Annotated in this window: 23 protein-coding genes and 1 pseudogene; 11 read left to right on the top strand and 13 right to left on the bottom strand. The window is 69.4% G+C overall.

Going from position 1 to position 22405, the window contains the following annotated elements:
• Nucleotides 1–70: 70 nt before the first annotated feature.
• From EV644_RS09980 to EV644_RS09970, 3 genes are read left to right on the top strand one after another with little or no spacing between them, the layout of a single operon-like run.
• Nucleotides 71–1135 (top strand): quaternary amine ABC transporter ATP-binding protein, encoded by a 1065-nt coding sequence (locus EV644_RS09980; protein ID WP_132190018.1) that lies wholly within the window; start codon nt 71–73, stop codon nt 1133–1135.
• Complete coding sequence (locus EV644_RS09975; RefSeq protein WP_132190019.1) at nt 1135–3096, top strand: ABC transporter permease subunit; 1962 nt, start codon at nt 1135–1137, stop codon at nt 3094–3096. Before EV644_RS09980 ends, EV644_RS09975 begins: the two co-directional genes overlap by 1 nt.
• Nucleotides 3090–4052 carry an ABC transporter substrate-binding protein gene (locus EV644_RS09970; RefSeq protein WP_132190020.1) on the top strand — a complete coding sequence of 321 codons (963 nt, stop codon included), beginning with the start codon at nt 3090–3092 and terminating at the stop codon, nt 4050–4052. The genes EV644_RS09975 and EV644_RS09970 overlap by 7 nt, the downstream gene beginning before the upstream one ends.
• 67 nt (nt 4053–4119) lie before the next feature.
• Here EV644_RS09970 and EV644_RS09965 read toward each other — a convergent pair.
• Both EV644_RS09965 and EV644_RS09960 read right to left on the bottom strand, forming a co-directional pair.
• Nucleotides 4120–4640 (bottom strand): annotated as a pseudogene (locus EV644_RS09965) (Dps family protein).
• A 36-nt stretch (nt 4641–4676) separates the two neighbouring features.
• Nucleotides 4677–5315, bottom strand: coding sequence for an HD domain-containing protein (locus tag EV644_RS09960; RefSeq protein WP_132190021.1), 639 nt, complete (start codon nt 5313–5315; stop codon nt 4677–4679).
• A 116-nt stretch (nt 5316–5431) separates the two neighbouring features.
• Here EV644_RS09960 and EV644_RS09955 point away from each other — a divergent pair, with 116 nt between their 5' ends.
• Nucleotides 5432–6424 (top strand): GlxA family transcriptional regulator, encoded by a 993-nt coding sequence (locus EV644_RS09955; RefSeq protein ID WP_241998461.1) that lies wholly within the window; start codon nt 5432–5434, stop codon nt 6422–6424.
• Between the two features lie 146 nt (nt 6425–6570).
• A complete protein-coding gene (locus EV644_RS09950; protein ID WP_132190022.1) occupies nt 6571–7167 on the top strand; it encodes a ParA family protein in 597 nt (198 codons plus the stop codon).
• Between the two features lie 152 nt (nt 7168–7319).
• Here the strand turns inward: EV644_RS09950 and EV644_RS09945 are convergent, their stop codons facing one another.
• The 5 genes from EV644_RS09945 to EV644_RS09930 all read right to left on the bottom strand — a co-directional run bounded on the left by EV644_RS09945 (nt 7320) and on the right by EV644_RS09930 (nt 11386).
• On the bottom strand, nt 7320–8528 hold the full coding sequence (locus EV644_RS09945; RefSeq protein ID WP_132190023.1) for an ROK family transcriptional regulator: 1209 nt from the start codon (nt 8526–8528) through the stop codon (nt 7320–7322).
• Nucleotides 8529–8598: 70 nt separating this feature from the next.
• Nucleotides 8599–9498 (bottom strand): oxygenase MpaB family protein, encoded by a 900-nt coding sequence (locus tag EV644_RS09940; RefSeq protein WP_132190024.1) that lies wholly within the window; start codon nt 9496–9498, stop codon nt 8599–8601.
• Nucleotides 9499–9549: 51 nt separating this feature from the next.
• Complete coding sequence (locus tag EV644_RS09935; protein WP_132190025.1) at nt 9550–10083, bottom strand: GNAT family N-acetyltransferase; 534 nt, start codon at nt 10081–10083, stop codon at nt 9550–9552.
• Nucleotides 10084–10091: 8 nt separating this feature from the next.
• Nucleotides 10092–10517, bottom strand: a complete 426-nt coding sequence (locus EV644_RS46200; RefSeq protein ID WP_241998462.1) for a hypothetical protein — start codon at nt 10515–10517, stop codon at nt 10092–10094.
• A complete protein-coding gene (locus EV644_RS09930; protein WP_241998463.1) occupies nt 10433–11386 on the bottom strand; it encodes a hypothetical protein in 954 nt (317 codons plus the stop codon). Before EV644_RS09930 ends, EV644_RS46200 begins: the two co-directional genes overlap by 85 nt.
• A 230-nt stretch (nt 11387–11616) precedes the next feature.
• On the opposite strand from EV644_RS09930, the gene EV644_RS09925 reads away from it, so the two are divergent.
• Together EV644_RS09925 and EV644_RS09920 are read left to right on the top strand one after the other, a co-directional pair.
• On the top strand, nt 11617–11796 hold the full coding sequence (locus EV644_RS09925) for a hypothetical protein (RefSeq protein WP_132190026.1): 180 nt from the start codon (nt 11617–11619) through the stop codon (nt 11794–11796).
• A 65-nt stretch (nt 11797–11861) separates the two neighbouring features.
• Nucleotides 11862–12041, top strand: a complete 180-nt coding sequence (locus tag EV644_RS09920) for a hypothetical protein (protein WP_132190027.1) — start codon at nt 11862–11864, stop codon at nt 12039–12041.
• Between the two features lie 74 nt (nt 12042–12115).
• On the opposite strand, the gene EV644_RS09915 is transcribed toward EV644_RS09920, so the two are convergent.
• Nucleotides 12116–12457: a hypothetical protein gene (locus tag EV644_RS09915; RefSeq protein WP_199239724.1), complete on the bottom strand. Its 342-nt coding sequence runs from the start codon at nt 12455–12457 to the stop codon at nt 12116–12118.
• Between the two features lie 41 nt (nt 12458–12498).
• On the opposite strand from EV644_RS09915, the gene EV644_RS09910 reads away from it, so the two are divergent.
• On the top strand, nt 12499–12933 hold the full coding sequence (locus tag EV644_RS09910; protein WP_132190028.1) for a MarR family winged helix-turn-helix transcriptional regulator: 435 nt from the start codon (nt 12499–12501) through the stop codon (nt 12931–12933).
• 4 nt (nt 12934–12937) lie between these two features.
• Here EV644_RS09910 and EV644_RS09905 read toward each other — a convergent pair whose 3' ends face one another.
• Entirely contained in the window at nt 12938–13972 is a 1035-nt protein-coding gene (locus EV644_RS09905) for a GNAT family N-acetyltransferase (RefSeq protein ID WP_132190029.1), read from the bottom strand.
• A 57-nt stretch (nt 13973–14029) separates the two neighbouring features.
• Here EV644_RS09905 and EV644_RS09900 point away from each other — a divergent pair, with 57 nt between their 5' ends.
• Both EV644_RS09900 and EV644_RS09895 read left to right on the top strand, forming a co-directional pair.
• Nucleotides 14030–14578: a hypothetical protein gene (locus EV644_RS09900; RefSeq protein WP_132190030.1), complete on the top strand. Its 549-nt coding sequence runs from the start codon at nt 14030–14032 to the stop codon at nt 14576–14578.
• 26 nt (nt 14579–14604) lie between these two features.
• A complete protein-coding gene (locus tag EV644_RS09895) occupies nt 14605–15480 on the top strand; it encodes a proline dehydrogenase family protein (protein WP_132190031.1) in 876 nt (291 codons plus the stop codon).
• Nucleotides 15481–15485: 5 nt separating this feature from the next.
• On the opposite strand, the gene EV644_RS09890 is transcribed toward EV644_RS09895, so the two are convergent.
• The gene (locus EV644_RS09890) at nt 15486–16934 is read right to left on the bottom strand and encodes an MDR family MFS transporter (protein WP_132190032.1); all 1449 of its coding nucleotides are present in this window, start codon (nt 16932–16934) and stop codon (nt 15486–15488) included.
• A gap of 180 nt (nt 16935–17114) precedes the next feature.
• On the opposite strand from EV644_RS09890, the gene EV644_RS09885 reads away from it, so the two are divergent.
• Nucleotides 17115–19406 carry an NACHT domain-containing protein gene (locus EV644_RS09885; protein ID WP_241998464.1) on the top strand — a complete coding sequence of 764 codons (2292 nt, stop codon included), beginning with the start codon at nt 17115–17117 and terminating at the stop codon, nt 19404–19406.
• On the opposite strand, the gene EV644_RS09880 is transcribed toward EV644_RS09885, so the two are convergent.
• The 3 genes from EV644_RS09880 to EV644_RS09870 are packed head-to-tail and all read right to left on the bottom strand — an operon-like array spanning nt 19393 to nt 22404.
• A complete protein-coding gene (locus EV644_RS09880; protein ID WP_132190033.1) occupies nt 19393–20001 on the bottom strand; it encodes a TetR family transcriptional regulator in 609 nt (202 codons plus the stop codon). The two genes, EV644_RS09885 and EV644_RS09880, sit on opposite strands and share 14 nt — an antisense overlap.
• The gene (locus tag EV644_RS09875; protein ID WP_241998465.1) at nt 19998–20846 is read right to left on the bottom strand and encodes an SDR family oxidoreductase; all 849 of its coding nucleotides are present in this window, start codon (nt 20844–20846) and stop codon (nt 19998–20000) included. The genes EV644_RS09880 and EV644_RS09875 overlap by 4 nt, the downstream gene beginning before the upstream one ends.
• The gene (locus EV644_RS09870; RefSeq protein ID WP_132190034.1) at nt 20839–22404 is read right to left on the bottom strand and encodes an AMP-binding protein; all 1566 of its coding nucleotides are present in this window, start codon (nt 22402–22404) and stop codon (nt 20839–20841) included. Before EV644_RS09870 ends, EV644_RS09875 begins: the two co-directional genes overlap by 8 nt.
• Between the last annotated feature and the right edge of the window lies 1 nt (nt 22405).

Raw genomic sequence — 22405 nt, 5'->3', positions numbered from 1 at the left:
TGGGGTGCGGGTTGGATATTGTCGGAGGTTCATGACTACCCCGGTGGCCGGGATGCGAGGGTGAACCATAGTGACCGCTCAGCTCGAGTACCCCGACATAGAGGACAGTGAGGCGCTGCTGTCGGTCCAAGGGCTGTGGAAGGTGTTCGGTCCGAAGGCCGGGCGGGTTCCACACCGGGCGGACCTGGCCAGGCTGGGGCGGGCCGAACTGCTGACGCGGACCGGCTGTACTGCGGCCGTCCGCGACCTGAGCTTCGACGTCGCGCCGGGCGAGGTCTTCGTCGTGATGGGCCTGTCCGGGTCCGGCAAGTCCACCCTGGTCCGGTGCCTGACGCGGTTGATCGAGCCCACCGCCGGCGGGCTGTTCTTCGAGGGCGAGGACCTGCGGGCCGCCGACGAGAAGCGGCTCCGCACGCTGCGCCGGAGCAAGTTCTCGATGGTGTTCCAGCACTTCGGCCTGTTGCCGCACCGCAAGGTGATCGACAACGTGTCCTACGGCCTGGAGGTCCGGGGCGAGAGCAAGCCCGACCGCCGCCGCCGGGCTCAGGAGGTCATCGACCTGGTCGGACTGAGTGGCCACGAGCAGTTCTACCCCGAGCAACTGTCCGGCGGCATGCAGCAACGCGTCGGGCTGGCCCGGGCGCTCGCCAACGACCCGGACGTGCTGCTGTTCGACGAGCCGTTCTCCGCGCTCGACCCGCTGATCCGCCGGGAGATGCAGACCGAGGTGGTCCGGCTGCACCGCGAGGTCGGCAAGACCATGGTGTTCATCACCCACGACCTGTCCGAGGCGCTCAAGCTGGGCGACCGGATCCTGCTGATGCGCGACGGCGAGGCGGTTCAGCTCGGCACCGGCGACGAGCTCGTCGGTGCTCCCGCCGACGACTACGTCCGCGAGTTCGTCCGCGACGTACCGCGGGCCGACGTGCTCACCCTGCGCTGGATCATCCGGCAGCCCCGGCCTGACGAGCAGCTGGACGGCCCGGAGCTCGGGCCCGACGTTCTGGTCCGGGAGGCGACCCGGCTGGTGCTCGAGTCCGACCGGCCCGTCAAGGTCGTCTCGGACGGGCAACTGCTCGGCGTGATCGATGACGAGGAGATCCTCGCCGTCGTCGCGGACTCGGGCACGCCCTGATGGCATCCATCACCGGCTCGGTCGAGATCCGGGTACGCCGCCCGCGCCGCGGGGTGATCGTCGGCGTCCTGCTGGTGGCCTGGGTGGCCGCGTGGTTCCTGCTCCGAGGCGTGAACACGCTCAGTCTCGGCGGCCAGGAGACCACCGGGCTGCACCGGTGGCTGACCGAGCACCGTGACTTCCTCGGCAGCGGCAACGCGTTCTTCGACGCGATCCGGGTCGCCGTCGACCAGCTCGTCATCCTGTTCCAGGCGGTGATCGCGCAACCGTCGTACGGGCGGCCCGTGCCGGTGATCGGCTGGCTCGGGGTGGTCGCGCTGGCCGCGTACCTCGCGTGGGCCTTCGGCAACTGGAAGGTCGCTCTGCTGGCCGCGGCCGGTCTCACGTTCGTCGGACTGCAGGGCCTGTGGCAGGAGGCCATGGACACCCTGTCGCTGACTCTCGCGGCGGTGCTGCTCGCGCTGCTGATCGGCATCCCGCTCGGGATCTGGGCCGGCCTCTCGAACCGTGCGTTCCGGGTCGCGACGCTGGTGCTCGACCTGATGCAGACGCTGCCGACGTTCGTCTACCTCGCGCCGCTGGCGCTGTTCTTCGCGATCGGCCCGGCCGCCGCCACGATCGCGACCCTGATCTATGCCGCACCTCCGGTCGTCCGGCTGACCGCGCACGCGATCCGCTCGGTGCCGTCGGAGAGCATCGAGGCCGCTCGCTCGCTCGGCTCCACCCACGGCCAGACCCTGCTGAAGGTCCTGCTGCCGATGTCCCGCAGCACGGTCGTGGTCGGGATCAACCAGACGATCATGGCCGCCCTGTCGATGGTGACGGTGGCCGCGCTGATCGACGCGCCGGGACTCGGCCAGACCGTGCTGAAGGCGCTGCAGACTCTCGACGTCGGCGTGGCGTTCAACGCCGGCCTGGCGATCGTCGTCCTCGCGATCGTGCTCGACCGGGTGACCACCGCCGCCGGCGACCGGCCCTGGCGTACGGCGAGTATCCGTCGCAAGGTGCTCCTCGGTGTGGGCGGCATCGCAGTACTGGTCGCCATCTGGTTCTCGCGGACCTACGTCTGGGCGGCCGAGTTCCCTTCGGGCGCGAACCTCGGCTCCCGGATCGCCGTCGCCACGACGGACGTGACGAACTGGGTGCAGGACGTCTTCGGCGGCTTCACGTACGGCGTGCGCGACGCCGTGACCAAGGGGGTTCTCAACCCGCTGGAAGGCCTGCTGACTGAGTCGCCCTGGTGGCTCGTGGCCGTGGTGGTCGTCACGCTGGCCGCGCTGCTCGGGAGCTGGCAGGGAGCCGTTCCCGCGGCGCTGTGCCTGGGGCTGCTGGTCGCGACCGGCGTCTGGCACGACGCCATGATCACGCTCGCGTCGACCCTGCTCGCCACCGTCGTGGTGGTTGCCGTCGGCCTCATGCTCGGCGTCTGGACCGGCCGGAACCACCGGGCGGACAGCTGGCTGCGCCCCGTTCTCGACGCGGGCCAGACGATGCCGCCCTTCGTCTACCTGGTGCCGTTCCTGGCGTTGTTCGGCACCAGCCGCTTCACCGCGATCGCGGCCGCCGTGGTGTTCGCCGTCCCGGTCACCACCAAGATCGTTGCCGACGGCATCCGCGCGGTGCCGGTGGCGACGGTGGAGGCGGCGAACTCGGTCGGCTCGAGCACCTGGCAGGTGATCAGCAAGGTCCAGCTCCCGGTGGCCCGCCGAGCCATCACGCTGGCGGTGAACCAGGGCCTGATCTACGTGCTGTCCATGGTGGTCGTGGGCGGACTGGTCGGCGCGGGCGCCCTCGGCTACGACGTGGCCGCCGGCTTCGCGCAGAGTGAGCTGTACGGCAAGGGACTCGCCGCGGGCCTGGCGATCGTGCTGCTCGGGGTGATGCTCGACCGGATCACCCAGGCCGCGGCCCGGCGTACTCGCAAGTTCAGAGGAACAGTCAGAGGAGACAACCTGTGGTGACCAACAAGCTCCGCTCTGCCGGCGTACTGACGGCAGTGGCCGTGGCCCTGACCGCGTGTGGCGGTGCGAAGGTGGGCGAGGCGGCGAAGCCGGCGGACGGTGCCAAGGAGTGCGGCACCTTCAACCTGGCCGTCAGCCCCTGGGTCGGGTACGAGGCGAACGCCGCGGTGGTCGCGTACGTGGCGACCAAGGATCTCGGCTGCAAGGTGGTGAAGAAGAACCTCAAGGAGGAGATCTCCTGGCAGGGCTTCGGCACCGGCGAGGTCGACGCGGTGCTGGAGAACTGGGGCCACGAGGACCTCAAGAAGAAGTACGTCACCGACCAGAAGGTGGCCGTCGAGGTCGGGCCGTCGGGCAACCAGGGCGTGATCGGCTGGTACCTGCCGCCGTGGCTCGCGGAAGCCCAGCCCGAGCTCAAGGACTGGAAGAACCTGAACAAGGCCGCCGCGCAGTTCAAGACCTCCGAGTCCGGCGGCAAGGGTCAGTTGCTCGACGGTGACCCGTCCTTCGTCACGAACGACGAGGCGCTGGTGAAGAACCTGAAGCTGGACTACAAGGTCGTGTACGCCGGTAGCGAGACCGCGCTGATCCAGGCGTTCCGCGACGCGGAGAAGAACAAGAAGCCGGTGATCGGGTACTTCTACGAGCCGCAGTGGTTCTTCAACGAGCTGAAGCTGGTCAAGGTCGACCTGCCGAAGTGGACCGAGGGCTGCGACGCGGATCCGGCGAAGGTGGCCTGCGACTACCCGGCGTACGAGCTGGACAAGATCGTCTCGAAGAAGTTCGCGGACTCCGGCAGCCCGGCCTACGAGCTGGTGAAGAAGTTCAGCTGGACGAACGACGACCAGAACGTGGTCGCGAAGTACATCGCCGAGGACAAGATGACTCCGGACGCGGCGGCCGAGAAGTGGGTCAAGGACAACCAGTCGAAGGTCGACGCCTGGCTGGGTAAGTAAGCCCGAGCCGGCCAGTAGTACGGCGTGCTCGTACTACTGGCCTGGCAGGGCTCGATCTTGCTCGGGGTCAGGACGCTACGCGGTTCTCGGCGGCGAGCATCCAGGCCTGCTTCTCCAGGCTCTCGATCACGACGTGCAGGAGATCCGCGGTGGTCGGGTCCTCGCTGTCGACCGCGTCGTGTACCTGCCGCAGGGTCGAGGCGACACCGCGCAGGCGGCCGGTGATCAGGTCCACGACCTCGTGGTGTTGTGCTCGCCGGCTGGGAACGCGGGCAGGCTGGTGCCGGCCGCAACGGTGTCGGAGCGCCCGTCCGGTACTGCGCCGAGCGCCCGCATCCGTTCCGCGAACGTGTCCGCGGCGGTCCGGGCCTCGTCGACGATCTCGTCCAGTTGCAGGTGGAGGTCGCGGAAGTTGGCGCCGACGACGTTCCAGTGGGCCTGCTTACCCTGCAACTGAAGCTCGATCAGATCGTTCAGGACCCGCTGCAGGTGGGCGCCGAGCTCGGCGGAGGCGATGAACTGGCCGCTGCTGCCTTCCGGCTTACGCGCCGAGTTCGTGGTTTCTGGTGCGGTGATGGTGCTGGTCATGGCTGGTTCTTCTCCTTTGAATTGGTGGTAGGGGCTCTACTCGGGCCACGCCGAACCGCGGATGATCTCGACGAAGTCCTCGCGGACGAAGCCCGGGACGAAGTGCGCCAGCACGTCGTCGTTCATGGTGCCGAAGGTGGTGTCCGGCCGGTCCTTCATCCCGTCGGCGAACGCCTGCAGGATGTTCTCCTTGAAGTTCGGCCGCTGATGCGCGGCGGTGACGGCCGCGAGTTGCTCAGCAGTGATCTCGTCCAGGTCGAAACCCAGTACGTCGGTCTCGACGCCCGCGGACACCAGGGCGACCTCGGGCTCGAGGTGGTTCGCGATGCCCGGAGTGGTGTGCAGGGCGATACCCAGCCAGACCGCTCGGGCGTCCGCCTCGGACCGGCCGTGGGCGAGCAGGAAGTCGCGAGCCAGGTCGGCGCCGTCCACCTCGAATCGCTGATCGGTCCGCCGGTACTTCCCGGTCAGCCCGAGGTCGTGGAACATCGCCCCGACGTACAGCAGTTCGGGGTCGGCCCGCAGGCCGCGGTGCGCGCCCTTGAGGCTGCCGAACAGGAACACCCGGCGCGAGTGGTCGAACAGCAGCGGGCTCGTCGCCGCCCGGACGAGTTCGGTGGCCTCGTGCACCAGTGGGGTGTCGGGAATCGTGATTCCCGCGATCGTCTCGGTCATGATCAGCTCCGTGGTTCGTTGTCTGCGTGCCTATAGCGTGGTCCCGGCGGGTACTCCGACGCCCCGCTCGTTCGGACCTGATTCCCACAGATCCGGACCGTCGCGAGGAGGTCACCGTGGTCAAGAGGACCGGGCCGCACCGGGTCGGGGTGGTCGTCTTCGACGGCGTGAAACTGCTGGACGTAGCCGGCCCGAGCGAGGTGTTCAGCGAGGCGAACCGGATGGGCGCGAAGTACGAACTGTCCGTCTGCTCGGTCGGTGGGACCGAGGTGGTGTCCTCGACCGGGCTGCGTATCTCGGTCGACGTCGACGCGGCCCGCGAGGACCTGCGCTTCGACACGTTGCTGGTGATGGGCGGCGATCGGTTGCCGACCCACCCGATCCCCGAACCGCTGGTGAGCGCAGTACGCGGTCTCGCTGGGCGGTCCACTCGCGTGTGCTCGATCTGCACCGGCGCGTTCATCCTGGCCGAGGCAGGTCTGCTCAGTGGCCGGCGGGCGACCACGCACTGGCAGCACACGAAACTGCTCGGCTCCGCCTACTCGGACATCGCCGTCGAGCCGGATGCGATCTTCGTCCGCGACCGGCAGACGTACACCTCCGCCGGTGTCACCGCGGGGATCGACCTGGCGTTGGCGCTGCTCGAGGAGGACCACGGCGAGGATCTGGCTCGGCGGGTGGCCCAGTCGCTAGTGGTGTTCCTGCAGCGCCCGGGTGGCCAGTCGCAGTTCTCCCCGACGCTGCAGGGCCCGCGCCCGCACACCCCGGTACTGCGAGCCGTCTTCGACGCGGTGGCTGCCGACCCGGCCGGGGAGCACTCGGTGCCCAAGCTCGCCGCGCTGGCGGCGATGAGCCCGCGTCACCTGACCAGGCTCTTCCAGGAGGAGCTGGGGACCACGCCGGCTCGCTATGTCGACGCCATCCGCTTCGACACGGCCAAGGCGGCGCTCGAGGGTGGTCTCACGATCAGCGAGGCGGCCGAACGCGCCGGCTACGGAAACCCCGAGTCCCTCCGCCGTACGTTCATCGCGCGGCTCGGGGTGTCACCGCGCGCCTACCAGCAGCGTTTCCGCTCCGCAAAACGCTCGGACGCGGCCCTCACCTCATAGCTGGATCTTGGCGCCCGGTGCGAGGTCGTCCGTGACAGGTTGAAGGGCTGTTGAGCTTGTTCGAAGCCCCTGGCAACTATCACGCTGCTGGCGAGCAACGCCGACGACACGCCGGAATTCGGACAAAACCGGGTAGCGTCGGTTCCATGATCATCGTGACAGCTGCACTGAAGGGCGGGGTAGGCAAGACAACTACGTCGGTGTACTTGGCCGCGCTGGCATCTTCCAACCGTCGCACAGCCACCCTCGTCGACGCCGATCCGCAAGCGAGCGCGGCGGACTGGATCGAGAACTCCGACGACGAACACTTGTCCAGGATCGAGATCGCCGAGGCGCCGACGGAGCGGCTGCTGGCCAAGGCGCTCGACAAGGTTCCACCGGAGGGCATCGGGGTGGTGGACATGCCCCCGTCGCACGAGCGCCTGCTGAACAAGGCACTCGAACGGGCCCGCATCGTGATCATCCCGGCCCGCGTCGGCGGCGTCGAGACTCCCCGGGTCAAGGCGGTCCTCGATCTGGTTCCGAAGGAAGTCCCGGTCGGCCTGGTGATCTGCTCGGCCCGCACGTACACCCGCAGCTACCAGGAAGCGATGCAGCAGTACGCCGACGAGGGCATCCCCGTCTGGGGCACCATCCCCGAACGAGTCTCCATCACCGCCGGTCCCACCGGCCCGCTAGCCGCCGACGGCCTCGAGTCCTACAAGAAGGTCTGGCGAAAAATCCTAGCCGCCGCCCGCAGCTGACCCGCTGCCCCGCGCCCCCTCCGCCCACCCAGGCGGAGGGGGCGCTGCAGCGTGCCAACTACCTCAACAACTTCTGCGCACTTGCTCGCGTGCCCAGCCCGAGCGGCCAGTCGGTTGAGAGGCTGCCTCAACCTTCGCCGGTCGACTGATGGTCAGCGGTTGAAGGGTGGTTGGGAGCGGACGTAGGCACGGATTACTGTGGCAGCGGCTCCGCGGGCCCAGTTGTCGAAGGTGTGGGAGCGGAGCATCAGGCGGCAGTCGCCGGCGGCACCGAAGGCGTGTGCGGCGAAGGCCTGGCGCATCCGCTGGTCGTAAAGGTCGTAGTCGGCGACACCTTCGCCGGCGATGACGACCAGCTCCGGGCCGACGAGGTTCACCATCGCGGCGAGGGCTGAGCCGATCACCTCTCCTGCTCGGTCGAAGGCCTCCCGCGCGTGCTCGTCTCCCTCGTGCGCCAACTGGATCGCACCCGACAGGTCCAGCTCCGGCCTGCCCGTAGTCTCACGGACTCGCGCCAGGATCGCATCCGATGACGCGGCCGTCTCGACACAGCCACGGCGTCCACAAGTGCAGACGAGATCGCCCGGCGCCAGCGGCAGATGCCCGAGCTCGCCCGAGACACCGTGAGCACCCGACACGACCTCGCCGTTGATGTAGAGCCCGCAGCCGACCCCGGACCCGATCGTCACCACCGCGAACGAGTCGGCATTCACACCCACCCCGAACCAGTGCTCGGCAATCGTCAGCGCCCGTACGTCGTTCTCCACCAGCACCGGCACGCCCAGCTCTTCGGTCAGCAAGGCGGCGACCGGCACATCCCGCCACCCCATGAACGGCGAGTCCCGCACCACGCCATGCCGCGAGTCGACATCACCCGAGACAGCGACCCCGATCCCGATCAGCGGCCCCGCAGGCTCACTGATCGAGTCCATCATCTCCTTCGCCAGCACCGCGAGCTGCTGGATCACTGTCTCGGCGGAGGTGTCGGGCAGCGGCTGGTGCCGGGTCGCCTGGATGCCGGCGCGGAGATCCGTGATCACGCCGATCAGGTCCGTCGGCGTCACCTTCAGCCCGATCACCGAGATGCTCTCGGCGACCACCGTCAGCGGGCTGACCGGCCGCCCGATGCCCAGCTCGGACCGGCTCTCCACGGGCTCGTCCACCGCCGCCGGCGACGGTTGGTCGGTGACGAATCCCGCCTCGATCAGGGGGGCGACGGCCTTGGTGACGGCAGCCTGCGACAGCCCGGTCCGCCGGGCGATCTCGACGCGTGGGATCGGACCCTGGGTCAGGATCCTGGTCAGCACCTCGACCCCCGCCGGTGTAGCGAGTGGCAGCGGGCGATTCGGGCGCGACGGCACGAGAACAAACTACCGGTGAGTCGGTAGTTTCAGCGCTCCAGGCGCACCCGCCAGGCCAAAATCACAGCCGTCAGGACGATATGTCGACTTTTCCGAGCGTCGGAGACGTCAGCGCCCACCGGATCGTGCGGGTCAGCCCGTCCCCGGCCGCCCGGACCACAGTGCTCTCTGCCAGCGGCAGATACGGCAGCCGCAGCGGCCACCGGGTCCACCTCGGCAGCAGCCCGACCGCCGCGGCCGTCAACACCCCGTACGCCGGACGCGCCGCCCACGGCACAGGCGGATGCACCAGGATGAAGCGAGCCGCCTGCCGAGCCTCGGTGGTCCCCCGCAGTTCCGACCGGTACTCCGCCAGCGCCTGCCGCAGTTGCCCCTCAGTGGTCGGCGGATCCACCACACCGAGAGCACGAGCCACCCGGGCCGTGTCCTCGACATACGCGTCCCTCTCGGAGGCGTCGAGCGGTGCTGCGCCGTACCGCTGGTGGGCGGCAAGGAAGCTGTCCACCTCGGCCACATGCACCCACCCCAGCAGATGCGGGTCCGACGCCTGGTAGCGAACCCCGTCCGGGCTGGTACCGCGTACCCGCTCGTGCACCGCCTTCACCCGAGCAACCGCCTCCTCCGCCTGCGAGGCAGCGCCGTACGTCGTGATCGCCAGGAAGTAACTGGTCCGCTGCAGCCGGCCCCACGGGTCGCCGCGGTAGCCGGAGTGGGCCGAGACAGCCGCCATCGCCAACGGGTGCAGCGACTGCAGCAGTAGTGCCCGCAGGCCGCCCGCGAACATCGAGGCGTCGCCGTGCACCCGCCGGATCGGCCGGTCCGGCCCGAACCACCTAGGTCCCGGCGTGTTGTGGACCCGGTCGCGCTCCGCCTGTGGGTCCGGGCCCGCGACCTTGGTCATGATCATCCGGGCAAGGCCGTCCCTGAGCGGGTCGAGCACTCCGTCGGTCGGGTGGGCGGTAGTGGTCATAGATCCAGTCTCCCCGCCACTCCAACCCGACGTCACTGTGCGCCGGATGAACTAGCCGCGGTACTCGCCGGCGAGGATCGAGTAGAGCAGGGAGTCACGCCAGGCGTTGTTGGTGAAGACGTGGTGGCGGATGCGGCCCTCGTAGCTGAAGCCGAGGCGCTTCACCACGGCGACCGAAGCCAGGTTCTCCGGGCCGATCGCGGCGCTGACCCGGTGCAGGTCGAGGTTCTCGAAGGCGAACCTCACCAGCGTCCGGGAGGCGTCCGTGGCATAGCCGTGGCCCCAGTGGTCCGCGGCGATCGCGTAGCCGAGGTGGGCCGCTTGCACTCCGGTCGGCCCGAGCCGGGCGAAGCCGATCAGCCGGTCGTCGTCCAGGCGGGTGACGGCGAGCATGTAGTCCAGCCGATCGTCTTGCTGGGACCGCTCCACCGCGGCGGCGAGTGCCGTCTGCGCGCTGTCGCGGTCGCGGCTGTCGAAGGACAGCCAGTTGGTCACCCGGTCGTCACCGACGATGGCCAGGTAGTCGTCCAGGTCGTCGAGCCGGAACTCGCGCAGCCTGGTGCCATCGCCGGTGAGCGGATCCATCCCGCCTGCTACCGCGGGAAGGTCTGGATGGGCGTCCGGGTGAACATCTCGATCTCCTCCTGCAGGTCGCGGGCGTCGTCCGCGCGACCCGACTGCCGCAGTGCCTGGTGGACCCGGCGGGCCGAGTGCACGACACCGTTGATCCGGCGCTCCGTGGGCAGGCCGAGGACCGGCGCGATCGCGTCCGCCGCGCCGTCGAGCTCACCGTTCGCGATCCGGGTGATGGCCATGGCGGCCTGGCTGCCGGCGGCGTCGCCGAAGGCCCACTCGGGGTGCGATTGATCGGTGTAGGCGTCGACTGCCTGGCTGGAGTACCGCTCGGCTGTCTCCACCTCGCCCGGCAGCCACGCTAGCGCGTCGGCCGCGTAGTACAGCTGCCGGTTGCGGCCGAAGGTGCACAGGCCGCCCATGTCGTCCAGGTCGTCGTTCTGCACCGAGGCCAGGCGTTCTCGGCGCGCTCCAGCGCGGCCCGGGCGGCGTCGGCATTGCCCAGCGCGGCCCAGGCACGGGCCTCGCTGACCGGGAGCCAGACGCCGGTGGTGCTGTTGGCCCGCTCCGCGTACCCCGCGCCGAGCTGGGCGTAGCGGACCGAGTCGTGCGGGTTGCCCGCCCAGTAGGACACCAGCGACTGCAGTCCGCGGACCCAGGCACGCAGCCCGTGGTGGTCGGCGTTGTCGGCGCAGAGGAAGGCCGTCCTGGCCTGGGTCAGGGCGGCGTGCGGGTTACCGAGGTCGTGGGACGCCTTGGCGAGCAGGCCACCGGTCACGCCGCCGAGGAAGTACAGCTGCCGTAGGTGTTCCGGACGCTGCCGGCTCTCCAGCAGTGCGAAGACAAGGTCCTGGGTCTCGACCAGCTGGCCGAGGATCTCTGGGAGCGGGCGCTGCGGGTACGCCTTCGCAACGTGTCTCACATCGTCGTACACCTGTTCCATAGCCTCGCTACCGAGACCGGTCTGGGCCGCGAGGGCAAACGCCCGCGCACGGCTGGCAGCCATGTCGAGAACCTCCGTCTCATTACCTGTCGTGAACCGTCCACCCCCGGCAGACGCCGGCACCACCTGGCCGGCCTGCTCGGGGACGTACGGGGTGAGGAGTTCCTCGACCGGCTTGCCGAACATACGTTGCAGGGTGCGCCGGGTCTGTGGAGTGGTTCCCGCGCGCTCGCCCGATGCGAGGCGCCGCAGGTGCCGCTCGGTGATGGTTCCACCCAGCTCGACGAACTCGGCGACGATCTCGGAGTAGGTCTGGTTCCGGCGCTGGATCAGGTGCGCAAGAACCGTTCTTGGCGTATACCTACCCGCCATCGTTCCTCCCGTTCACGTCAGACAAGACGGTGTCTCGACTCATGCCCCACGACAAGGTGTAGTCCTCCAGATGTCCGCCAGAGGTCCTGAAGAGGTCCGGCAAAGGTCCGGTCCAGGTCCTGGAGCTGTCACGGTCGGTCTGTGCACCATTACTGCCATGACAACCAGCAAGTCCAACTGGTTGCAAGGTCCGATAGTTACGGGGTGAGCAAGCAGTGACTGTTGCAGAAATGACGTCGAGGCAGCACCGCCGCCGAGTGCGGGTCTGGTTCGGCGAGCACGTCATCGCGCAGTACGTCGCGGAAGCACCGCTGGCGGCGCGGTACGAGCAGGCAATGCGGAGGCGGTTCGCCGGTCTCCGGGTCACGAACGACATCCTCGGCCCGCAGCCGGACACAGACAACATCTGAGCTCACCAGATCCTCCTCAGATCCGGTGGTTGCTCCTGGGGTCTCCTCACGTCCAGGAGTGGCGAATGAAGGTCCGGGACACTCCTCAGTCCCGGACGAAACCAGAGGTGCGGTCCGGAGCACTCCTCAGCTCCGGACCGCACCGCCCACCGGCCCGGCTGGGCCGGCGGTTGAGTCCCTGCATCGCCGCCGCCCAGCCGTTCCAAGCCCACCTCCTGGCCGACACCTCGGGCCGGGCGGGCTAGTGGCTCGTGACACCTCACCACGAGCCACACTCCGAGGTGGCCGACTCCGCTGTGTGACCGCCGCGCCTGGGCGGTCACACGGCGGAGCCATTTGTGGGCTGATAACCCAGGTTCACCGCCATCCGGCGCAGTACGTCGATCGTCTGCAGGTACTCCGAGTCGACGATGCCGTTGGTGATCCGGCGGCGCTCCGCCTGCACCTTCTCCGTGACCGCGGCGAGTTCGGCCGGGTCGCCGGCCAGGAACGGCGCCAGCGCGACCTCGATCGGCTCCTCGCCGCGCGCCGCGTTGAGCGCCTGCCACTGCCGCCGGCTCACCCCGTCGGCCGCGAGGACCCGCTCGAACGCCAGCTCGAGCAGCCGATCCACTTCCTTGATCCACCACCCGATAGGCTTGTTGTCACCTGACATATGCATGTCAATGAGCATATACCTGAGGAGTGGCCCTGAGGAGTGACATGGTCGACCCCGTCGCCGAGGTGGAGGCCGCGATGGTCGTCGTCCGCCGGCGCCAGACGCGCCGGACGCTCGCCCGCGAGGTGGGGATGGCGCCGCAGGACGACGCGATCCAGCAGGTGATCGACGCGCTCGAGGCGGCCGGAGACGAACTGATCGGGGTCAACGGGGTCGCCGAGGCGCTCAGCGTCGACCAGCCTCGGGCCAGCAAGCTGGTCGCGGCCGCGGTAGCGGCCGGCCTGGTCCGCCGCGAGACCGATCAACTTGACGGCCGGCGGACGAATCTGGTGCTCACCGACGACGGCAGAGCGAGGCTGGATGCTGTCCACGCCATCCGTCGCGCCCGCTTCGCTACCGCGATGGAGGACTGGCCCGAGGCGGAGAGGGCCGCCTTCGCCGCCCTCCTGACCCGCTTCGTGTCCGCTCTGGACCGCTAGACCGCTAGGCGCGGAGCACGTAGACCGCGAAAGGAGCGTCCGGGAGGACTCCGGACTGTCCTTCGAGCAGGCCCTCGGTCCGGATCTCCCCGGCGAACTTCATCCCGAGGCGTTCCATCACCGCACGCGAGGCCCGGTTGTGGCGTTCGGTGAATGCGATCACAGCACCAGCCCCCAGCGTCGCGAAGGCGAACTCCAGCCCGGCCCGCCCGATCTCTGTGGCGTACCCACGCCCCCGAGCCTCGCCCAGCAACGCCCACCCGAGCTCGAGCCGATCCGCCGCCCACACCTCCCCGAGCGACTCACCCCCCGACCCAGCCGAGTCGAGCAACTCCGTGATGGCCGAGGTCACCGCTCCGTCGGCCGGCAACCGCGACAACCCGCCCCGCCCGACCAACCCGGCGGCGGGCTCGTACGCCATCCACTTGCTCACGCCGTCGTGTTCCCAGGCGACGTGCATCGCGGCGGAGCGCAGCACGGACTCTTCGGTGGACCATGCGCCGCCGTACCACTCGGCCACCCAGGGATCGCTCAGCAGGCGCTCGAGGTCCGCCGCATGTCCGGGCAGGACCTCCCCTGGACCGGTGACGGGTTCCAGCCGCAGCCGCTCGGTGAACCTGGTCCGTACCGAGTGCGCCACGATGTCCCGCAGCCGGCGGTCCCCATCCGTCCGGTTCAGCATCAGCAGTTCGAGGTCGTCCGGACCGACCCAGGCGTTCGCGTCGTGCTTGCCCTGTTCGAGCCGCGGCTGCCGCAGGTCCCCGTCGATCGTCACCATGTAGTCGAGCTCACGGCGGATCCGTCCCTGGTGCTCCCACTCCCAGTCGGTGACCGTGGCGACGATCTCCCGGACCCGCCACCCGGTCTCCTCCTCGACCTCCCGTGCCAGCGCCTGCTCCGGCGTCTCCCCGTCCTCCAGGTGACCTCCGACGATGTCCCAGATCCCGGGGAACAACCGGCGGTCCGCAGTACGGCGATGCACGTAGACCCGGTGCTGCTCGTCCTGGATCAGAGCCCCGACACAATCCACTGGCCGCATGCCCACCAACCTAGACTCCGCCGGGTCTGCCCTGGTCGCGTGGCAGAGTTTCCTCCCATGTCCAGAGCACCCCGGTACGTCGGCCGAGCTGTGGGCCTCGGCTTCGCTGTTGCCGTGCTCTGTGGTGTGGGCGGCGCCTTCGTCGGAGAACCCGTGGTCGCCGCGGTCGGCCGCCTCGTCAACCACCACGAACTCGTACTCCGAGGGCTCGGCTGGTGCTGGGGCGGGCTGCCGTTCGTAGTACTGGTGGCTGCCTACACCCAACGCCACCGGCTGTCGCAGCACGCCAAGCAGGTAGTCGCCTACGCCCTGCCGATCTGGGCCGCCGCTGCCGCGCTCCTGATCCCCGGCCGGCACAGCACTCTGGAGGAGAGGTTCAGCAGCGCCTACCTCGACGCCCGCCCGCTCGCCTTCGGCTGGGCCGCCGGCTTCCTCTCCACCTTCGCGACAGTTCTCCTCGTCGCCCTCCTGATCATCGGTTGGCGCAAGCTCACCCGCACCGTGACCAAGCAGTCCGTGGTCATCCTCAACCGAGCCATCACCATCCTCTGGAGCGTCCTCGCCGCAGCAGGCCTGGCCGCGGCGTTGATCGCACCCCTCCCCTAAGGCGTCCTAGCTGGCAGACTCCAGGTATGCGTGCGGACCGGGCGATCCTCTTCAAGCTGGCGACCAACGAGCGAGTCGAACAACTGGTCAAGGGACTGCCGGGCGGCGAGGAGAACGCCTGGCGGGCAGCCTCGCGGTATGTGGCCGGCCGGACTCGTGACGAGGCGCTGGAGGTCGTCGCCGAGCAGTTGGGCAAAGGCCACGGCGTGAGCGTCGACCTGTTCGGTGAGCTGTCCACCGACCCGGCAGACGCGGCTCGAGTCGTCGACGAATACCTGGAACTGGCCAGGCTGGTACCGGAGCCTCCGGCTGACGTCTGGTTGTCGCTGGACCTCTCGCACCTCGCTCTGGACGTGGACCCGGCCGGTGCTGCGGACCTGGTCGCGAGGATCGCCGAAGCACTTCCACCCGGCCGCTTGCTCCAAATAGGCGCCGAGGACACCGCTCGCACGGACAAGATTCAGCAGTGCGTCCTGGAAGTAGCCAGTCGCGGCTTGGCCGATCGCCTCGGCGCCACGGTCCAGGCGAACCTCCTGCGCTCACCGAATGACGTCGACGCGCTCATCTCCGCCGGAGTACAGGTCCGGCTCGTCAAGGGCGCGTATGTCGAGCCGACTGGATCCCACCCGTACGGCGAACCTACGGACATCGCGTACCTCCGCCTGGCCCACCAGTTGGCAGCTTCCGGCGGCAGGTGGTCCCTAGCTACCCACGACGGCCGCCTTCGCGAAGCAGTACTACTCGGACTCGGCCCAGTCCCGGTGGAACAATTACTGGGTGTCCGCCCCGAGACCCTGGACGCCCTGCACTCTCGGGATATCCCCACCCGCGTCTATATCCCCTACGGTCCCGCCTGGTTCCGCTACTGGATCCGCCGCCTGGCCGAGTCCCGCGGCGCCTGAGGAAGTCAGACGCGAGGTTGCTCGGCCACGCGGTTGGGCATGAAGCTGACGGCCACGACCAGAAGGAGTGCGGCGACTCCGGCTCCGTAGTACACGTCGTGGATCGCGGGGGCGAGGATGTGGCTCGGGAGGTTCTCCAGGTCGTCGTGGCTGTCGCCGAGGCGGGAGGCCACGACGCCGTTCGCGACGGCCCCGAAGATGGCGACGCCGATCGCGCTGCCGACGGACCGGGCGAACATGTTCGCGCCCGTCACCACACCGCGGCTGCGCCAGTCCACGGACGACTGGGCGGCGACGATGCCGGGTGAGGCGGAGAAGCCGAGACCGAGGCCGATCACGAAGCAGGCGAGAGCGAGGTACAGCACCGAGCTGTCCGAGCGCACCGTCAGCAGCAGCGCGGCGCCGACCACCACGATCACCGCACCCAGCAGCATCGTCGTGCGGTACCCGAGCCGCAGGTAGATCCGCCCCGCGAAGGACGCCGCGATCGGCCAGCCCAGCGTCATCGCCGCAAGCGCGAAACCCGCTACCAGCGCGGACGTCCCGAGCACCCCTTGCGCATACAGCGGCACGTACGTCGACAGCCCGATCATCAGTACGCCGATCAGCAGCGCGGCCGAGTTCGCCGAGTTCAGCACCCGGTGTCCCAGCACCCACAGAGGCAGGACGGGCTCGGCCGCACGGCGCTCGACGAACCCGAAGGCGACCAGCAGGAGCACCGCGAGAGCCAGGATCACGATGCTGGTCGGGGAATCCCAGGACCACAACACGCCGCCCTCGAGCAGACCGAGCAGCAGCAACGAAGCACCGACGGCGAGCAGGATCGTGCCCGCGTAGTCGATCTTGTGCCGGGTGGTCACCTTGACGTCCTCGTGGAACCGCCGGAACAGCACCCACCAGGCGGCCAGGCCGAGCGGCACGTTCACGAAGAAGATCCAGCGCCAGGAGATGAAGTCCGAGAAGACGCCGCCCAGCGTCGGCCCGACGAACGAGGCGATCCCCCAGACGCTGGCGATGTATCCCTGCACCTTCGCGCGTTCGGCGACCGAGTAGATGTCGCCCACGATCGTCATCGCGATCGGCTGGATCGCGCCCGCGCCGAGTCCCTGGACCAGCCGGAACGCGATCAGCGCCGACATGCTCCAGGCGAACCCGCAGAGCACGGAGCCGAGCACGAACAGCGCGACGCCGAGCAGCATCAGTGGTTTGCGGCCGCGCAGGTCCGCGAGCTTGCCGTAGATCGGCACCGAGACCGCCTGGGCGAGCAGGTAGATCGAGAACAGCCAGGGGAACTGGGTGAACCCGCCGAGGTCCTCGACCACGGACGGCACCGCGGTCGCCAGGATGGTCGCGTCGATCGCCACCAGGCCGACGCTCAGCATCACCGCGAGCAGGATCGGTCCACGCTCCGACCGCAGCCCCACGCTCGCCCGGTCGATCCGCTCAGTAGTCATGACAAAGGGAAACCTACGTGACGGGACAACGTTTCCCCGAGCCCCGGACCGCCAGTTGGGACAGGACCGCCAGGCGGAACGCTGCTGACGTCCTGCCCGGGCTCGAGCGATGGCACCGGGATGGCCGGTGAAACGCGGAGAGCGACTCCGCGGGAACCGCCGGCTCGATACTCTCCGTGGGTGAGGATCCGTGGGCTGCTCCGCATCGCCCTGCTCGTCCTCACGCTGTCGCTGACCCTGGTACTGCTGCCGATCGCGATCAACGTCGGTACCGGCGGCACCGCCCCGGACTTCCTCGCGCCGTACGTCGACTGGACCTGGCCGGTGATCGGCGTGCTCTGGCTGGTCGCGGTCGTCACCGGCCTGATCGAGTACCGCAGCCGCCGGACGGTCGGCCACTCGGCGCGGTCCGCGGACCAGCCGCGGAACCGCCCGAACGCCCTGGCCCGGGTCGATCGCTACCTGGCCGACCGGTTCGCGGGCTCGCTGGCGTCGCGGACCAGGCTCGCCCTCGCGCTCGACCTCCGGCCGGAGGCGGTGATCCGGCCGTACGACCTGCTCGTCCAGCCGCTCGGCAGCAGCGTTGCGGAGGTCCGCGAGGACGCCGACATCGTGGCGGCCTTCGACGATCTGCAGGACTCGATGCTGATCCTCGGCGCGCCAGGCTCCGGCAAGACCACGCTGCTGCTGGAACTCGCCCGATCGCTGGCCGCGCAGGCCTACAGCGATCCGGACAGCCCCATCCCGGTACTGGTCGGGCTGGCCGGCTGGACCGGTTCGACCGGACGGCATGCCGATGACGATCCCGGTGACAGCGCCTTGCTCGCCGGGTTCGTCCGCTGGCTCCTCGAGGAGCTGAACGACCGCTACCAGATCCCTGTCGCAGTAGGCCGGGTCTGGCTGCGCAAGGGCCGCCTCGCGCTCCTCCTGGACGGTCTTGACGAGGTAGACGGTCCCCACCGCGACAAGCTCGCGCCTGTACTGGCCGAGCTGGGCCGTCGCTACCTGATCGGCCAGCTGGCCGTCACCTGCCGCAGCCAGGACTACGAAAACCTCCATCACCGCCTCAAGCTGTACGGCGCTGTGCACATCCGCCCGCTGAGCCGTCGCCAGGTGCTCGACTACTTCGCGTCCGGCGGGAGCGAGCTGGCCGGTGCACGGGCCGCCATCGAGCGGGACGAAGACCTGTGGGACCTGATCAACTCGCCGCTGATGCTGAACGTCATGGCGCTCGCCTACCAGGGCCGGGACGCTCGCGACATCGCCGCCGGCGGACTGGCAGACCACCGGCGCGAGCTGTTCGACACCTTCATCTCCGAGGTGCTGGCCCGCTATCGTCCGGCCAGTCGCCAGTACGAGTCCCGCGCCGTCATCCGGTCGCTCTGGTGCCTAGCCTGGTGGACGAGGACCCGAGCAGGCGACCGGATCGAGGTCCCCAACCGGCTGACACCGAACGGCTGGTACGGCCTGGTCCTGCCCGCCGTGGGCTACCTGGCCCACATGGTCTGCCTCCCCGCCCTCTTCGCCGGTCTGATCGGCGGCGCCACCCTCGCCACGACAGCCCTGTACGGCGTACCGGCGGGGCTGGCGGTGGGAGCGTACGGGCTACTGCTCGTGCACGTCAGGCCACGGACCTGGTGGGTTCTCCAGGACAGAGCCAAACAGCCGCGCCTCCTGCTGACGGCGATGATGCTCTGCGTGGGTGCGGTCGCCGGGCTCGGCTCGATCCTCCTGGGCGCGGGCGTCGTCTCGCGCCTACCACCGTGGCTCGGTCTCGCCCTCGCCGCGACGGCGATCGGATCCTCCTACGCGCTGGAGTACGTCCTCTCCGGCGGCATCCACCGCAGAGTGCTGCTCGCCGTCCGGCTGGTCGTCGTGATCGCGGCCGGCTGGATCGGCTACACCTGGGCCGACTCGCCCGCGGCCTTCGTGGCCGGCCTCGCGATCGGCCTGATAGTTGCCCAGGGCATCCGTCTGGTGAAGGCGCTGCCGATGGATCACCTGGTCTACCCGCACAACAAGGACGAGTCCCAAGAAGGGCCGCGAGCCCAGTGGCTGATGGATCCCTGGGTGGTAAGCGGCGTCCTGGTCGCGCTCCTCGTGGCCGTGGCGCTAGGAGCGAGCCTGGGATCGGCCGAGCCTGAGGCGGCCCTCGGAGTACTGGTCGGGGCTGTCGCTGCCAAGGCCTGGCGGCGGCGGGCTCCACTGTTCGCCGGTGGTCTCTCCCGGCTGCTGCACGGCTTCCTGCTCCGGTGGAGCGGCTACCTGCCGTGGCGACGCCGCGCCTTCCTCCGCTACGCGGCCGATCGCTATGTACTGTCCAGGACCGGGCGAGGCGAGTACGCGTTCATCCACCTGCTCGTGCGCGACCACCTGGCCGACTGTGACCCAGAGGCCCTCGCCGCGAAGGTCGACCAGCGCATCGCCGCTCGAGGCGCTCGCACCAGCCGGCCGGCCACTAGCGACCTGTAGCCAGCGCCTGGTCCAGGATGGCGGCCCACTGCCGGACGATGCCACGCCGGCGGCGAGCGTCGTCCGTGAGCAGGTCGGCCAGGCCGAGTCCGCGGGCCATGTCGAGCACGCCCTGCACGGTCTCGCGTACCCCTGGCGTGCGCTCGTCGACCTCGAGCACCTCCAGCAGCGCCCGATGCGCCTGCCGTCCGACGTGCGCCTCCAGCCGGACGATCTGCTGGCGCAGCGGCTCCTCGGTGGACGCCGCCACCCACAGATGCAACGCCGCCCGGAACAGGGGACCGGTGTAGACGTCCGCCAGCATCCCGACGATCGCCTCGGTCCGCCCGTCGCCACTGGGCAACCCGGCGGCCTGCTCACGGATCTCCGCCAGCCGCACCTCGGTCATGTACTCGACGGCCGCCGCGAACAGGTCCTGCCGAGTGGGGAAGTGATGCTGCGCGGCGCCCCGGGATACTCCTGCGCGAGCGGCGACCACCGCGACGGTGGTCGCCGAGTACCCGACCTCAGCGAGCGACTCGAGCGCGGCCGCCAGGAGCTTCTGCCGGGTCGCCCGGCTCCGGTCCTGCTGCGGTTCGCGGAGCGCCTCGCTCACAACGACTCCAGGAAGAGGTCCGGCGCCAGGTCCGCTTCACTCGCCGCCAGCCGGTACTGCGAGAAGTCGGTGATCCCGGCCTCGGCAAGCACCTCGTCGTCGATCAGGAACTCCCCGGTCCGCCGCCGGGTCAGTACGACGTACGCCGCGTCCGCCACGATGTCCGGAGTTCGGGACCGGCTGGTCGCCGCGGAGCCGCCGAGCAGATTCTGCACCGCGGCGGTCGCGATCAACGTCCGCGGCCACAGCGAGTTCACCGAGATCCCGTCGGCCCTGAGCTCCTCCGCGAGCCCGAGCGTGGTCAGGCTCATCCCGTACTTCGCCATCGTGTACGCCAGGTGCGCGCCGGCCCAGCGGGGGTCCAGGTTCAGCGGCGGCGACAGCGTGAGGATGTGCCCGGCCGGCGACTTCCGCAGCCACGGGATGCACAGCTTCGACAGCAGGAACGCGCCACGCGCGTTGATGTCCTGCATCAGGTCGTACCGCTTCATCGAGATGTCCGCCGCCGGCGCCAGGTCGATCGCGGACGCGTTGTTCACCACGATGTCGATCCCGCCGAACTCCGCCGCGGTCCGCCGTACCGCCTCGGCGACGGACTCGTCGGAGCGTACGTCGCCCACGATCGGCAACGCGTGCCCGCCCGCCACCTCGATCTCGGCGGCGGCCGTGTAGATCGTGCCGGGCAGTTGCGGATGAGGCTCGGCGGTCTTCGCCAGCAGCGCCACGTTCGCCCCGTCGCGGGCGGCCCGGAGCGCGATCGCCAGGCCGATCCCGCGGCTGCCGCCGGACATCAGCATCGTCCGACCGGCGAGACCTGAGGACTGCCCGGCTTCCGATTCACTCACGCGCGGCCTCCCGTGCTCGCAGCTCACGCCGCAGGATCTTGCCCGAGGCCGCCTTCGGAACGGCGTCGATGAACTCCACCTGCCGGATTTTCTTGTACGGCGCGACCCGCTCCGCGACGTACGCCATCACGTCGTCCTCGGTCAGCTCGGCCCCCGGCATCGGCACCACGAACGCCTTCGGTACCTCGTTCCCGTCCGCCTGGACGCCGATCACGGCGGCATCGGCGATCCGGTCGTCCGTCAGCAGCACGGCCTCCAGCTCGGCCGGCGGCACCTGGTACCCGTGGTACTTGATCAGCTCCTTCAACCGGTCCACGACGTACAGGTAGCCGAGGTCGTCCACCCGGCCGATGTCGCCGGTGTGCAGCCAGCCGTCCGGGTCGATGGTGGCGTCGGTGTCCGCGGGCCGGCCGAGGTACCCCTTCATCACCTGCGGTCCGCGGATCCAGATCTCCCCGGTCTCGCTCTCCGGCACGTCCTCGCCGTCGGCGCCGACCAGCCGCATCTCGGTCGACGGGAAGAGCTTGCCCACGGCACCGGCCGGCGGATCGATCGCGTCCTGCGGTACTGCGTGGGTGCCCGGCGAGAGCTCGGTCATCCCGTAGGCCTGCAGGACCGCGTGCAACCCCAGCCGCTTCGCGCAGGCCTCGGCCAGGTCGCCGTCGAGCGGAGCCGCCGCACACGTCACGTACTTCAGCGCGGACAGGTCCACGCCGTCGACCGCCGGGTGCTTCGCCAGTGCGAGCACGATCGGCGGCGCGACGAAGGCCCGGGTGATCTTCTGCTGGTCGAGCACCGTGAGGAACTGCTGCAGGTCGAACTTCGGCAGCACCACCACGGTCGCGCCGAGCCGCAGCGGCAGGTTCATCAGCACAGTCAGTCCGTAGATGTGGAAGAAGGGCAGGATCGCGATGATCCGCTCGTTCTCCCCGACGGCGATCGTCGGCTCGGCCTGCGAGATGTTCGTCGCGATGTTCCGGTGGGTCAGCATCACGCCCTTGGCCGCGCCCGTGGTCCCGCTCGAATACGGCAGTACCGCGACGTCGTTGGCGGGGTCGATGTTCACCACGGGTTCCGGTGCGGTGCTCGCCAGCAGTTCCATCACCGGGCGGTATCCCTCGGCCGTATCGCAGACCAGGATCTCCTCGACGGCGGTGCCCTCGATGGCGGCGGTGGCGACCGGCAGGAACAGCGAGATGGTGACGAGCAGCCGCGCCTTCGAGTCGATCAACTGCTTGTTCAGTTCGGACGCGTTGTAGAGCGCGTTGACCGTCGTCACCGTGGCGCCCGCGCGCGTAGCGCCGTAGAACACCGCCGGGTAGATGATCGTGTTCGGGCTGTAGAGCGCGATGGTGTCGCCGTGCTTGATGCCCATCTCGGCGAACCCGGCGGCGATCCGCCGGCTCATCCCGTCCAGCTGGGCGTAGGTGATCTCCTGGCCGGTGACGCCGTCCACCAGCGCCGGCCGGTCGCCGTACTCCTGGGCGCGGCCGAGCACCGCGTCATGGATCGGGAGGTCGAGGATCTCGACGGGTGGGAACTCACTCTGGATGACCATG

The sequence above is a fragment of the Kribbella orskensis genome (assembly GCF_004342085.1).
In the GTDB taxonomy this organism is placed as follows: domain Bacteria; phylum Actinomycetota; class Actinomycetes; order Propionibacteriales; family Kribbellaceae; genus Kribbella; species Kribbella orskensis.
The sequence above is the reverse complement of the archived record's forward strand: the minus strand, read 5'-3'. Positions and strand labels throughout refer to the sequence as shown.